This is a genomic window from Allorhizobium paknamense (assembly GCF_030815125.1).
GTDB lineage: Bacteria > Pseudomonadota > Alphaproteobacteria > Rhizobiales > Rhizobiaceae > Allorhizobium > Allorhizobium paknamense.
Genome location: NZ_JAUSWH010000007.1, coordinates 56,335 through 70,008, shown reverse-complemented (window position 1 = coordinate 70,008; position 13,674 = coordinate 56,335). Strand labels below are relative to the sequence as shown.

12 protein-coding genes are annotated in these 13,674 nt (G+C 60.8%); 3 read left to right on the top strand and 9 right to left on the bottom strand.

Annotated features, from left to right (window positions below; translation table 11 throughout):
• Nucleotides 1-5 precede the first annotated feature (5 nt).
• Nucleotides 6-995, bottom strand: a complete 990-nt coding sequence (locus tag QO005_RS12440; RefSeq protein WP_307158363.1) for an HlyD family secretion protein — start codon at nt 993-995, stop codon at nt 6-8.
• Between the two features lie 481 nt (nt 996-1,476).
• Between QO005_RS12440 and QO005_RS12435 the strand changes: the two genes are divergently transcribed.
• From QO005_RS12435 to QO005_RS12425, 3 genes are all read left to right on the top strand, one after another.
• A complete protein-coding gene (locus tag QO005_RS12435) occupies nt 1,477-2,613 on the top strand; it encodes a class I SAM-dependent methyltransferase (protein ID WP_307158362.1) in 1,137 nt (378 codons plus the stop codon).
• Nucleotides 2,499-3,494 (top strand): P1 family peptidase, encoded by a 996-nt coding sequence (locus tag QO005_RS12430; protein WP_307158361.1) that lies wholly within the window; start codon nt 2,499-2,501, stop codon nt 3,492-3,494. The genes QO005_RS12435 and QO005_RS12430 overlap by 115 nt, the downstream gene beginning before the upstream one ends.
• A gap of 261 nt (nt 3,495-3,755) precedes the next feature.
• Nucleotides 3,756-4,919 (top strand): alpha-D-ribose 1-methylphosphonate 5-triphosphate diphosphatase, encoded by a 1,164-nt coding sequence (locus tag QO005_RS12425; protein ID WP_307158360.1) that lies wholly within the window; start codon nt 3,756-3,758, stop codon nt 4,917-4,919.
• A gap of 139 nt (nt 4,920-5,058) precedes the next feature.
• Here QO005_RS12425 and QO005_RS12420 read toward each other — a convergent pair whose 3' ends face one another.
• The 8 genes from QO005_RS12420 to QO005_RS12385 all read right to left on the bottom strand — a co-directional run bounded on the left by QO005_RS12420 (nt 5,059) and on the right by QO005_RS12385 (nt 13,470).
• Nucleotides 5,059-5,811: an ABC transporter ATP-binding protein gene (locus QO005_RS12420; protein WP_307158359.1), complete on the bottom strand. Its 753-nt coding sequence runs from the start codon at nt 5,809-5,811 to the stop codon at nt 5,059-5,061.
• Nucleotides 5,808-6,641 (bottom strand): ABC transporter ATP-binding protein, encoded by an 834-nt coding sequence (locus tag QO005_RS12415; RefSeq protein ID WP_307158358.1) that lies wholly within the window; start codon nt 6,639-6,641, stop codon nt 5,808-5,810. Before QO005_RS12415 ends, QO005_RS12420 begins: the two co-directional genes overlap by 4 nt.
• Nucleotides 6,638-7,561 (bottom strand): nickel transporter permease, encoded by a 924-nt coding sequence (gene nikC, locus QO005_RS12410; RefSeq protein ID WP_307158357.1) that lies wholly within the window; start codon nt 7,559-7,561, stop codon nt 6,638-6,640. The genes QO005_RS12415 and nikC overlap by 4 nt, the downstream gene beginning before the upstream one ends.
• The gene (locus QO005_RS12405) at nt 7,558-8,607 is read right to left on the bottom strand and encodes an ABC transporter permease (RefSeq protein ID WP_307158503.1); all 1,050 of its coding nucleotides are present in this window, start codon (nt 8,605-8,607) and stop codon (nt 7,558-7,560) included. The genes nikC and QO005_RS12405 overlap by 4 nt, the downstream gene beginning before the upstream one ends.
• A 26-nt stretch (nt 8,608-8,633) precedes the next feature.
• The gene (locus tag QO005_RS12400; protein ID WP_307158356.1) at nt 8,634-10,274 is read right to left on the bottom strand and encodes an ABC transporter substrate-binding protein; all 1,641 of its coding nucleotides are present in this window, start codon (nt 10,272-10,274) and stop codon (nt 8,634-8,636) included.
• Between the two features lie 213 nt (nt 10,275-10,487).
• Nucleotides 10,488-11,543, bottom strand: a complete 1,056-nt coding sequence (locus QO005_RS12395) for a dipeptidase (RefSeq protein ID WP_307158355.1) — start codon at nt 11,541-11,543, stop codon at nt 10,488-10,490.
• Between the two features lie 321 nt (nt 11,544-11,864).
• On the bottom strand, nt 11,865-12,770 hold the full coding sequence (locus tag QO005_RS12390) for a sugar kinase (RefSeq protein ID WP_307158354.1): 906 nt from the start codon (nt 12,768-12,770) through the stop codon (nt 11,865-11,867).
• A gap of 4 nt (nt 12,771-12,774) precedes the next feature.
• Complete coding sequence (locus QO005_RS12385; protein ID WP_307158353.1) at nt 12,775-13,470, bottom strand: GntR family transcriptional regulator; 696 nt, start codon at nt 13,468-13,470, stop codon at nt 12,775-12,777.
• Nucleotides 13,471-13,674: the final 204 nt, after the last annotated feature.

The following is a 13,674-nucleotide window of genomic DNA, read 5'->3' as shown; positions in this document are numbered from 1 at the left end:
CGCACCTATGGCTTGACAGGACGGGTCAGATCGGATTCCAGCCGCTCCGGCCAGGCGGTCCCGGGATCGGTCTTCACATAGCCGACGCCGGTAACGCCGGTTTTGACGAGCGGCAGATATTGGCGCACCAGATCCTGCGGCACGGAAATCTTGACGCGGAACATCAGCCGGTCGCGCTCACTGCGCAGTTCCACCTGCTTGGGGGTATATTGCGCCTGCGGCGATACGAAGGACACGGTTCCCGGCACCGCATGATCCGGCACCATATCCAGAAGAATACGCCCTTCCGCCCCCAGCGCCGTGCGCCCGGCCTCTGCCGAGGGCAGGAAAATGGTCATGTAGACATCGGAGAGGTCCAGCAAGGTCAGAACCTTGCCGCCCGCAGCCAGCACTTCGCCAGGCTCGGCCAGACGGTAAAGCACCCGGCCATCCTTGGGCGCCGTCAGCGTCGCATCCGCCAGCGTCTTTGCAATGCGGTCGGCTTCGGCGCTGGCGCTTTCCACTGTTGCCCTGACGCTGTTCAGGCTGCTTTGCGCGGCAGAGACCGCCGCCTTGGCGCTGTCGCGCGTCATGCGCTGGCTATCGACGGTCTGCTCGGAAACGAAGCCCTTGCCAAGCAGCACCAACTGCCGCTCCAGGTCCTTGTCGGCGAGCGTATACTGGCTTTCAGCCTGCGCCAGCTTGTAGGCCGCCGCATCCCGGCTCTGCTCGGCCTCGGCGATCTTGGCCCGGGCGGCGCGCAACTGGCTCTCGATATCGGCGGCATCGATCCGGGCCAGAACCTGGCCCTGTTTCACCAGATCGCCCTCGCCCACCTCGACCGAGAGCACACGGCCGGCAAATTTCGTCGCCACATCCACCTCGGTCGCCTCGATACGGCCATTGCCCATGGCAACACCGGGCGGCAGGTCATCGCTCTTGTGGAATTTGAACCAGACAAGGCCCGCCGCAACGCAAAGACATAGAAGAACAGCTGAAAACAAGATTTTGCGCATAAGCCTGAACCTTGGACAAGGTGACGATACGGCTGAATTATCACCACCCGAAGCGCTTTTCGTTGACATGGGTCAAGAACAACCGAGACGGGCCGGAACTGGCCTTCGGACAATCCACCCGAGATCGAGCGCAAACTTCACACAAGTTTACTTAATTAGCTAAAGTTTAGATTCTGACGACGCACTCACAGACGCGCCGTCGGTCTACTGCATAATTCCTTAAATCGGAATCGATTTAGAGAATTATGCAGCAGTTTTAAAGTGTTACAGCGTCCTTTGTGCGTTTGATAAAACGCACGGCGCTGTAATGCCGCCGTTGATCTTCATGAACCGTGGAAAGTTTCCTATGCATTGCTGCCCTGTCTGCCTGGAAGAGAAAGCTGACCTTTTGCTCAGCCGCGATGCGGTTCCTGTTTTGCAAAATGTCATTGTACCGACTGAGGCAGAGGCGCATGATTTTCCGACCGGCCGGCTGCGACTGATGCAATGCTGCAGCTGCGACTTCGTTTGGAATGCGGACTTCGATCCAGCCATCATCGATTACGGCGACAATTACAACAATTCCGTCCAGGCATCGCGCATCTACCTGCAGCACCAGAGTGACATGGCCCAGAAGCTGCTCTCGAGCATAGAGGCGCATAACGGGCTGCATGTGCTGGAAATCGGCTGCGGAAAAGGCGAGTTCATCGATCTCCTCGACCAGTTGAACGCTCTGGACAGCGCGCTTGGCTTCGATCCTTCGGCCACACCCCGCAATGACGGATCGATCCGGATTGTCAGCAATTACTTTTCATCGGAGACGATGTCCGAAGTCCCCGCGACCGTCAACGTCGTCTGCTCGCGACACACCATCGAGCATATCAGCGATCCCCGCCGCTTCATCGCCCCGATTGCCGAACTGGTGCGCGCCCGCAAGCTGCGGCTTTTCCTCGAAACGCCCGACGTGTCCTGGATCCTCGACCATGTCGCCTTCGAAGATTTCTTCTACGAACATTGCTCGCTGTTTTCACCGGCCTCCATGGCGCGGCTTCTTTCGGAATTCGGCCTGACATGCCGCACCGAAAGCGTCTATAACGGTCAATATATGTGGACCGAAGCCTGGCCGGCAACGGAACGCCATGCCGACCTGCCGCATGTCTTGGAAAAAGGCGCGGCCTTTCGTGCGCATTATGAAGCGGAAATTGGCAGCTGGCGGCAAAAGACAGCCGAGCTTTCGCAAAAAGGCCCGCTCGCCATCTGGGGCGCGGCATCCAAGGGGGTGACATTCGCTCTCTTGATGGACAAGGTGAGCTATGCCATTGATCTCAACGAGGCAAAGCAGAACTGCTTCCTCCCGGTCAGCGGCAAACCTATTCTGTCGCCCGCAGCGGCCAGGGAGACCGGCGTCAGGTCGATCATCATCATGAATCCGAACTACGCCGAAGAAATCCGACAGCTCACCCGCTCCATGGATTGGGATGTGGAACTGCTGGATCTGCACAATCAGGATCAGGCAAATCAGGAATGGCCAAGCCTCTCAACCTGCTTACCGACATCAGGGGACTTGCCGTCGGTCATGCCACCGATCTTGCCCTTGGCTCCGGCGTCACCGTCATCCTCTTCGATGAACCGGCCATAGCTTCCGGCACCGTGCTGGGGGGCGCACCCGGCGGACGGGATACCGCCCTTCTCGATCCGGCGATGACCGTGCAGCGGGTGGATGCGCTGGTACTCTCCGGCGGCTCGGCCTTCGGCCTGGATGCCGCAGGCGGCGTGCAGGCGGGATTGCGGGAGGCCGGGCGCGGTCTGGAAGTGGGTACGGCGCGCGTGCCCATCGTGCCGCAAGCGATCCTGATGGACCTCCTCAATGGCGGCGCCAAGGATTGGGGGCTGCATTCCCCCTATCGGGCCATGGGCTATGATGCCTTCAAGGCCGCGCAGAAGGGCACCTTTGCGCTGGGTACGGTGGGGGCAGGCACAGGCGCGACCACCGCAACCGTGAAAGGCGGGCTCGGCTCTGCCAGCGCCATGACCCGCAACGGCCATATCGTTGCGGCACTTGTGGCGGTCAATGCCATGGGATCGGCCACGGTGGGCAAAGGCCCACATTTCTGGGCAGCCCCCTTCGAACAGCAGGCGGAATTCGGCGGCCTTGGCCTGCCGGGCGATTTTTCGAGCGATCATCTGGCGCTCAGGGTCAAGGGGCTGACGCTGACGGCGACCACGATCGGCGCGATCGTTACCGATGCCGTCCTGACCAAGGCGGAAGCGCATCGGCTTTCGCTTCTCGCCCATGACGGGCTGGCCCGCGCCGTATTGCCGGCTCATCTGGGCGCCGATGGCGATACGATCTTTGCCGCCGCCACCGGCGAAAAGCCGCTTTGCGAACCCGCCGATTTCATGGAGCTTTGCCATCTTGCTACCCTGACCATGGCGCGCGCCGTGGCACGCGGCGTTTATGAGGCCACACGCCTGCCCAATGCGGATGCGCAAGCTGCCTGGCGCGATCTTTTCGGCTAAAGCATGTCGCGCAAAAGTGTGCAGCGGTTTTGCGATAACGACATGCGTTAAAACAAGAACGTAAAGCACGTTGCATGAGGCTGATAAGCCGCAACGGGCTTTAGAGCATTGTCCCGAGAAAAGTGGAATCCAGTTTTCCTGAAAATGCTCTCATCAGACACAGAACGGTCATGGGCGGCCATTACATGGCTTGCCAAGCCGAATATCCGGACACCGGCCAGACCTACGTTCCACCAACACCGCCGAACAATGGAGAGCGCGATGGACAGCAGCAGGCCCCCTCATGAGCGTCTGGTTCTCACCAATGCCCGGCTGATTCTCGCCGACCGGATCGAGGAAGGCACGGTGGAGATCGAAGGCGGACGGATCACCGGTATCGGACCCGTCACACGGGCCAGCGACGCAACTGACCTTCAGGGCGATCTCCTCATGCCCGGCCTCGTCGACATCCACACCGACCATTTCGAAAAGCACGTCTTTCCCCGTCACCATGTGCGCTGGAATTATATGACGGCAGCCCTTGCCCATGACGCCCAGATCATCGGCGCCGGGATCACCACTGTGTTCGATAGCCTCTGCGTCGGCGCCGCCGAGGATGGCAGCGAGCGGGCGGAAATTCTGGCACCGATGATCGAGGCGCTGGAAAAGGCGCAAGGTGCCAGCATGCTGCGGGCCGAGCATCTGGTGCATTTGCGGTGCGAGGTGATCGATCCGCAGACGCCCGATCTGATGCGGGCCAATATCGGTCATGATCTGGTGCGTGTCGTCTCCGTCATGGAGCATCTGCCCGGCATCCGCCAGACCCGCGATCTCGACACCTACCTCGCCAAGGTCGCCAAGCTGCGGGGCGAGGCACTCTCCGTCACTACCGCACGGATCAACGAGATGATCGCCGCCAAGCGGGAGATCGGTGAAAAGATCCGCCCGCAGGTGGTAGAGATTGCCAGGCGTCATCACATGCCGCTGCTCAGCCATGACGATACCGATGTCGAGCATGTCGATCTTGCCGCCGATGAGGGCGTGACAATCAGCGAATTCCCCTGCACGCTGGAAGCGGCCCGCGAGGCCCGCAGGCGCGGCATGCAGATCGTTGGCGGCGCACCCAACATCGTCCGCGGCGGCTCGCAATCCGGCAATATTGCCGTGCGCGATCTGCTGCTGGAAGGGCTTTGCGATATTCTCGCCTCCGATTATGTGCCGCGCGCGCTCATCGACGCGCCCTTCGTGATCGCCGCCGATGCCGATCTCGCCCACGACCTGCCCGCTGCCATCCGCATGGTGACGAAAACCCCGGCAGAAGCCGCAGGCCTGACGGACAGGGGCGAAATTGCGCTGGCCAAACGCGCCGATCTGCTGCGCGTCAGCCAGCAGCACGGCCACCCCTTCATCAAGGGCATCTGGCGCGAAGGGCAGCGGGTGGCGTGAGCGGAAATATGTAAAAACAAGAAGTTAGAGCATGTCGCGCAAAAGTGTGCAGCGGTTTTCCGTCCGGAAATGCGTAGAAACAAACAATGAGAGCGTTTCAGTGTTTCCATGAAACACTGAAACGCTCTAAGCAGTAAAGTCACACTTTCCGCCGGAACCCTTCACTCGCCACCATCAGTTGTCGGGTGTAATCGGCGCTCACCTCGCGCCGACGCAACTGCTCGACGGTCAGCGTCTCCACCACTTCGCCGCCGCGCATCACCGCCAGCCGGTCGCACATATGGCTGATGACGGCGAGGTCATGGCTGACCATCAGGAAGGTCAGGCCGCGTACCTTGCGCATTTCTTCCAGAAGGTTGAGAATTTCGGCCTGGATGGAGGCATCGAGCGCGGAGGTCGGCTCGTCCAGCAGCAGGATTTTCGGCTCGACGATCAAGGCGCGCGCAATGGCCACGCGCTGGCGCTGACCGCCGGAAAGCTGATGCGAATAGCGGAAACGAAAGCCGCTGCCCAACCCAACTTCATCGAGCGCGCGGGCAATGCGGCGGTCCACATCGTCAAACCCGTGGATCAGCAGGGGCTCGATGAGCAGGCGGTCGACCGTCTGGCGCGGATGCAGCGAACCATAGGGATCCTGGAACACCATCTGCACCGTGCGGTAAAAGCTCTTGGCGCGGCTTGCATCGGAATAGGCGCGGCCATCGATACTCAGGATTCCGCTTTCGAAGGCATTGAGACCGGCAATGGCGCGCAACAGCGTCGATTTGCCGGAACCGGATTCGCCCACCAGACCGAAGCTTTCCCCCGGAGCCACCGTCAGACTCACCTCGTTCAACGCCAGAAAATCCTCGAAACGAACCGACATCCGGTCCACCGCAAGCGCATGGGTCATAGGGACCACTCCTTCCGTCGCTGCAACACCGGCAGCGGATGGCGATCCGCCTCGATGCGCGGCAGACAGTCGATCAGGCCCTGGGTATAGGGATGCTTCGCCTCCGACAGCCGCGAGGCATCCAGTTCCTCCACCACCCGGCCCGCATACATCACGAGAACCCGGTCGCAGAAGGAGGAGACGAGCCGCAAATCATGGGAGACGAAAATCAGCCCCATGCCGCGCTCCCGCACCAGCCGGTCGAGAATATCCAGCACGTCGAGCTGCACCGTGACATCGAGCGCCGAGGTCGGCTCGTCGGCAATCAACAGTTCGGGGCCGCAGACCAGCATCATGGCGATCATCACCCGCTGGCCCATGCCGCCGGAAACCTCGTGCGGGTAGAGGCCGAACACCCGTTCGGGATCGCGGATCTGCACCGCTTCCAGCATGGAAAGCGCCTTGGCCTTCGCGTCACGGCTGGACAGCTTTTCATGGGTGAGCAGAGTTTCAACGATCTGGCGGCCGATGGTCATGACCGGGTTCAGCGAATATTTCGGATCCTGCAGGATCATTGCCAGACGCTTGCCGCGCAGCCTGCGGCGCTGCCGGGGCGACAGCGCCAGAAGATCGGTATCGCCGAAGCGGAGGGTATCGGCGGAAATCCGGGCATGGGGCGGCGTCAGCCCCATGATGGCGCGGCCCGTCTGCGATTTGCCCGAGCCGGATTCACCGACGATCCCCAAGCGTTCGCGGCCAAGCGTAAACGACACGCCGCGCACCGCCTCCACCAGACCGGTGCGGGTGGGAAAGCCGGCCTTGAGATTCTCGACCGTCAGAAGCGGTGTCATTGTCCGGCCTCCTTCGGGTCCAGCGCATCGCGCAGGCCGTCCCCCAGCAGGTTGAAGCCGAGACTGACGATGAGAATGGCAAAGCCGGGCATGGCGGCCACCCACCATTGATCGAGAATGAAGCGCCTGCCATCGGCAATCATCGCCCCCCATTCCGGCAGCGGCGGCTGCGCGCCGAGACCGAGAAAGCCAAGCCCGGCTGCGGTCAGAATAATGCCCGCCATATCCAGCGTCACCCGCACGATGACCGAGGACAGACAGAGCGGCATGATATGCCGCAGCACGATGCGCCAGGAAGACGCCCCCATCAATTGCACGGCGGCGATATAGTCGGATTTGCGGAAGGTCAGCGTTTCGGCCCGGGCAATGCGGGCATAGGGCGGCCAGGAGGTGACGGCAATCGCCAGAATGGCATTTTCAATACCGGGGCCAAGGGCCGCCACCAGCGCCAGCGCCAGAACCAGCTTGGGAAAGGCAAGGAAGATATCGGTGATGCGCATCAGCACCGCATCCAGCCAGCCGCCCGCATAGCCAGCCACCGTGCCGACGACCAGACCGACCGGGGCCGCGATGATGGCAACCAGCACCACCACCATCAGCGTCAGCCGGGAACCATGGACGAGGCGCGAGAAGATATCGCGGCCCTGATCGTCGGTACCAAGGAGATAGCCGGCGCTGCCGGGCGGCAGAAGCCGCGCACCCGCCAGATCGCCCTGCACGGGATTATGGGTGGCAATCGCATCGGCAAAGGCGGCCATGAGCACCAGAAGCAGAATGATGCCAAGCCCGACAAGCGCCAGCCGGTTGCCGGAAAACTGCCGCCAGATCACATAGGCGCGGCCAAGCCGGGCCTGACGGCGCGACTGCGGACGATCGGACAACAGCCATTGGCGTAGCGTTTCACCGGAAGAACGCGTCATCGGCGGGTCCTCGGGTCAAGAAGGCGATAGAGCAGATCGGACAGGATGTTGAAGCCGATATAGACGGAGCCGATCACGATGGTGCAGCCCAGAACGGCGTTCATATCCGCGTTCTGCAAGGAATTGGTGAGGTAGAGCCCGATACCGGGCCAGGAAAAGATCGCCTCCGTCAGCACCGAACCTTCCAGCAGGCTGGCATAGGACAGCACCACCACCGTCACCAGCGGCACGGCGGCATTGCGCAGGGCGTGAAACCAGATGATCCGCGTTTCAGACAGGCCCTTGGCGCGGGCAGCCACCACATATTCCTGCGAGAGTTCGTTCAGCATGAAGGACCGCGTCATCCGGCTGATATAGGCCATGGAGAAATAGCCGAGCAGCGCTGCCGGCAGGATGATATGGCGCAGAAGATCCCACAGGATCTCCCATTGTCCGGCCATGGTCGCATCAAGGAGGTAAAAGCCGGTGACCGGCGTCAGGTCATATTCATAGACGACATCGAGCCGGCCCGGATAGGCAACCCATTGCAGGCGGGCGTAAAAGACCAAAAGGCCCAGAAGACCCAGCCAGAAAATCGGCACCGAATAGCCGATGAGCCCGACCACCCGTACCAGTTGATCGGCCAGGCTGCCACGTTTGACCGCCGCCAGCACGCCGAGCGGAATGCCGATCAGCGCGCCAATGAGCGTGCCAATGGTGGCAAGCTCCATGGTGGCCGGAAAGAAGCGCGCGATATCTGTCACCACCGGATTGGTGGTGAGCACGGACACCCCGAAATCCCCCGAGAGCGCCTGCTTGAGATAGACCCAGAACTGATACCAGAGCGGCTGGTCCAGCCCCAGCGCCCGGCGCGTCTGCTCCACCACCGCCTGCGGCGCGCGGTCACCGACAATGGCCAGCGCCGGATCGATGGGAATGACGCGGCCGATGAAGAAGGTGACGGCCAGAAGACCGAGATAGGTCGTGATCACGGTGACGAGAAACCCCGCCACCGCTTTCAAACGCCGCGATTGACGGCCGCGCCTGCGACCGTCCGATGTCTGCATGGTCAGAGCCAAGGGCCCGCTCCCGCTCAGGCCTTGGAAATCCCGGCCTTGAAGTTGCTGTCGAAGGTCGGGCCGAGCTTGTAGTTCTGCAAGCTGTCGCGATAGCCGGCAATTTCAGTCTTCTGCCAAAGCACCACGAAAGGTCCTTCCGCCAGCACCTTGCGCTGCAGGTCTTCATACATCGCCTTACGTTTCGGCGTATCGCGCTCCAGCAGGGCTTCCGCCGTTTCCTTCGTCAGTTCCGGCACGTCCCAGGCATTGCGCCAGGCGAGCGTCTTGGACTTCGGCGTCTCGGAATTGTCCGGATTGCTGGTAAAGGTTTCGGCATTGGAATGAGGATCCCAATAATCCGCACCCCAGTCGCCGATATAGATATCGTGGTTGCGGGCGCGATACTTGGTCAGCGTCTGCTTGCCATCGCCGGGGATCAGTTCCAGCTTGATACCGGCCTGGGCGAAGGTCTGCTGCAGCGACTGGGCGACGCTGGTGATCGGCTCGAGGGAGCGAACATCCATGGTGATGCTGAAACCATCCTTCAGCCCTGCCTTTTCCAGCAGTTCCTTGGCCTTGGCGACGTTCAGCTTGTAGGGCTGATCATCGATGGAACCGAGAATACCCTTGGGCAGGAAGGACTGGTGAATGGTGCCCACACCCTTGATCAGCGTTGCGCCGATGCCATCGTAATCCACCAGATATTTGATGGCTTCGCGCACTTCCGGCTTGGACAGATACTGGTTCTTCTGGTTCAGGCCAAGATAATAGACCGTCCCCTTCTGCGCCGCATCGGTCTTGATGTTCTTGGCATTGAGGATCGCGGCATAATCGGTGGGCGAGAGATTGCGCGCCACATCGACATCACCCGCTTCCAGCGCCAGACGCTGGCCGGAGCTTTCCTTCAGGAAGCGGTAGATGACGCGCTTCAGCTTGGCCTTTTCGCCATAATAATTGTCGTTGCGCTCCATGACCACAAGCTCGTTGGCGCGCCATTCCCGCAGCTTGAACGGGCCGGAACCGGCATAATTGGTCTTCAGCCAGCCATTGCCGAAATCATTGTCGTAAGGATAGTCCTTGGACGGCGTGGTGGCGGCTGCATGGCTTGCCACCAGCTTCTTGTCGACAATGGCGCCAACGGTTGCCGTCAGGCAGTTCAGCACGAAGCTGGTGGCATAGGGCTTGTCCACCTTGAACTGGAAGGTCGAGGCATCCACGGCCTTGGCGTTTTCCGCCACATTATCCCCCGTCAGGCCGAATTGCTGCAGGATGAAGGCCGGGTTCTTGTTGAGCTTGACGGCACGTTCGAAGGAATAGGCCACGTCTTCCGCCGTGATCGGATTGCCGGAGGCGAATTTGATGCCGGACTTGATCTTGAACGTATAGGTCAGGCCGTCATCGGAGGCGGACCAGCTTTCGGCAATGCCCGGCGCCACCTTTGACGTATCGGCAATATTGAGCTTCACCAGCGTATCATAGGTATTGCCGGTAACCTCCGCCGCCGAAATTTCAAAGGCCTCGCCCGGGTCCATGGTGATGATGTCGTCAAAGGCCCAGGCTTCGACCAGCGTATCCTTGGGCGTGGCGGCAAAGGCGCGCGGCGCGCCCACCGCGCTCAGAGCCACGGTAGCGCTGGCTGTCATCATCAATTGGCGGCGCGTCAAACTCATGGTCATGGACAAGGTCCCCTTGTTTTTAAAGTTGGTTCAGCGTCTTTTGCAAACGCTTTGGCGATCAGTTTTCGAGGAAAACCGGAGCGCCTCTTATACCAAGGCTCGAAGATGCTAACGCATCCTCGCCTTGAAGAGATTTCGAATATCTCAAATGCATCAGGAGCTTGAGATATTCGAAAAGGGAATACGAACCGCCATCTTCAATGATAATTCGCATTACGCCTCGTGCCAGGCACGGCCCAGCACCCGCAACCAGTTCTCCCGGCTGATTTTCTTCAGTTCCGGATCACCGTAACCCGCTAATGTAAGCGCATCCAGCAGCTTATGGTTGCCACTGGCGTCACCAATCTCATCCGGAACGGTGCAACCGTCGAAATCAGACCCCAATGCAACGCAATCGATGCCGACACGGTTCACCAGATAATCGATATGGCGCACCATGTCGGAGAGCGGCGTGTTGGAAAAGTCCCGCGCATCGGATCTCAGCATGGTCACGGCATAGTTGAGGCCGACGAGACCGCCGCTCTCGCGAATGGCATCGAGCTGGCGATCCGTCAGGTTGCGGGCGACAGGTGTCAGGGCATGAACATTGGAGTGGCTGGCGATCAGCGGCTGGTCGGAGGTTCTGGCGACGTCCCAGAAGCCCTTTTCGGTGATATGCGCGAGATCGACCAGAATGCCGAGGCGGTTGCAGGCCTTGATCAGTTCGAAGCCGAGCGGCGTCAGGCCGGGACCGGTATCCGGCGACATGGGAAAGGCAAAGGGCACCCCGTGGCCGAAAATATTCGGACGGCTCCAGACCGGCCCCAGCGAGCGCAGCCCCGCCTTGTGGAAAACCTCGAGCGCCGCCAGATCCGCATCGATAGCCTCGCAGCCTTCCATATGCAGCACGGCGGCGAAGACATCATCCTCAAAGGCGCGGCGAATATCGGCAGTGCTGCGGCAGATCCGCCAGCCGCCCGCACGCTCCAGCCGAAAGGCAATCGCCATCATCTGGTTGGCGATATCGAGCGAAGGGGCACGCTCCAGTTGCTTGTCCACCGGCGTCACATAATGGCCGCGCGCATCCGGCTCGGTCAGCACGAAATCCTGCATGGAGGGAATGTAGATGGCGCAGAGCCCACCGCCCAGGCCACCGGCACGGGCGCGCCGGGCATCGATATGGCCGTCCCGCGTGCCTTCGATGAACTGGCGGACGGGATCGATCCCCGTCGCATGCGCCCGCCACAGGCGAAGCAACACGTCATTATGTCCATCGAAAACCAGATGCATGAAACTGAACCCCGCCGCTGCGAAAGGCGCCAAGACCGGGCAGGCATGCCGCAAGCCACTGACATCACAAGAGAAGTGCCGTGATCACCCACAGCCGGAGAATGGTAGAACCAAATCGAGACAGCGTTCAAGAGGAAAAAAATCGCACCGCAACACAATTGTGCGAAAGAGCGCCATGCGGATTAATAGGAAGAGTCATTGAAGATGGCAGTTCCTATTCCCTTTTCAAATATCTCAAGCCCTGGATGCATTTGAGATATTCGAAATCCCTTCAAGGCGAGGATGCGCGAGCATCTTCGAGCCTTGGTATAAGATACCATCTCAGCCGATCTCCACCAAGGCCCCGCGCTTGCCGATGACCTGTGCGGAAAGGCGCGCGCCAGCGGCGAGCGCCTCCGCCATCGCCGTCCCGGACAGCCGCGCGGCCAGAAAACCGGCATTGAAACTGTCACCCGCCGCCGTGGTATCCACCACCGTGCTCACCGGCACCGGATCGAAGGTGACACTGCCCTCCTGCCCATCCCAGGCATGGATGCGGCCCGGCCCGTTCTTGACCACGACAGTCCTGGCGCCAGCCTTGCTGTAACGGGCAATGGTGGCCTCCGGCGTTGCGTCGCCAAAGGTTGGCCCGTCTTCGTCGAAGGACGGCAGGATGATATCGGCATGCCGCGCCGCTTCTGAGACCGCCTCGGCCATGGTCTGCCGATCCGGCCAGAGCCTGAGCCGCATGTTCGGATCGAAGGCGATCAGCGCGCCGGCACGCCTTGCCGTGCCGATGGCGGAGAGCAGGACGGCCCGATGCTCCGGCGAAAGAATGGCAAGCGTAATGCCGGAAAACAGGACGAGATCGCGGTGCTGGAGCTGGTCTGAGAGGAAGGCCTCATCCTCGGCCAGGAGCTTTGCTGCGGACTGGCCGCGCCAATAGCTGAAGCTGCGCTCGCCGTCCTTCAATTCGATCATATAGAGGCCGACCGTGCGGTCTGCGATCCGGCGGATGCCCGCCGTGCCGATACCGGCTTCCACCATGAAGGCCAGCATGGCCTCGGAAATGGCATCGGTGCCGACGGCGGAGCCGTAATCCACCTGATCGGCCGGCGGCAGCAGACGGCGCAGATACCAGGCGGTGTTGAAGCTGTCACCGGCGAAATTGCGGGCATAGGCGCCGTCCTCGCGGGGGGCCATTTCCACCATGCACTCGCCAAGGCAGAGGGTTCGTCTTGCTGTCATCTGTTCATTCCGCTGCGAAATACTGGCCGTGGGTTTCCCGGATCCGGCTGATGATGGTGAGGATGCGCGACAGGTGAATGCGCATCTGGGCGGCAGCCTTCTCGCCGTCGCGGGCTTCCAGTGCCTTCATGATGTCGAGATGGTCGTCAAAGGCCGAGCGGGCGCCGAAAGAAAGGCTGAGATAGCGCACCCGGTCCATATGCGCCTTGCTTTCGCGGATCAGCGCCCAGGCGAATTCATGGCCGGAAAAGATGCAGATCTGCCGATGAAATTCATCGTCCAGCTCATGAAATCGCATCTTGTCGCCCGCTTCGATCGCCGCCTCCTGGCGCTCGACAAGGGCGCCCAGCAGCTTGAACTGATCATCGGTCAGCCGCTCCGCCGCCGCCCGCACCGTTTCCATTTCAAGCGCCGTGCGAATGAAGCGCGCCTGCAGCACGCCCTGCTCGGAAATATGGGTGACGACGGTTGCCCGCTGCGGGCGGATCAACAGAAAACCCTGCTGCGACAGACGGTAAAAAGCATCCCGCACGGGCTGGCGGGAAACCCCCATCTGCTTTGCGACCTCCACCTCGGAAAGCTTCGAGCCCGGCGGCAATTGCAGCTCCACCACCTGACGATAGAGCAGTTCGAACACCTGCTCCGTTACCGAGGGCTGACGCTCGATCTCCAGGGATTTGAGGCTTGCCGCTTCGACCATGAAAGCTCCGTTGACTTAACATGCATACTAACATATTAGATTAAGCGCCGCTTGGGAATACCCACCCCGGAGGAAAGCGCAGACCTTGAAATTCCGGTCGGGATGCAAGGAGGCGCTCGGTTTCGGAATGAATGGATCCTCATTGATCTAGCCCATTCCACAGGATGATTTGAAGCGATTTCCGTGCCGGATCTGCATTCTCCC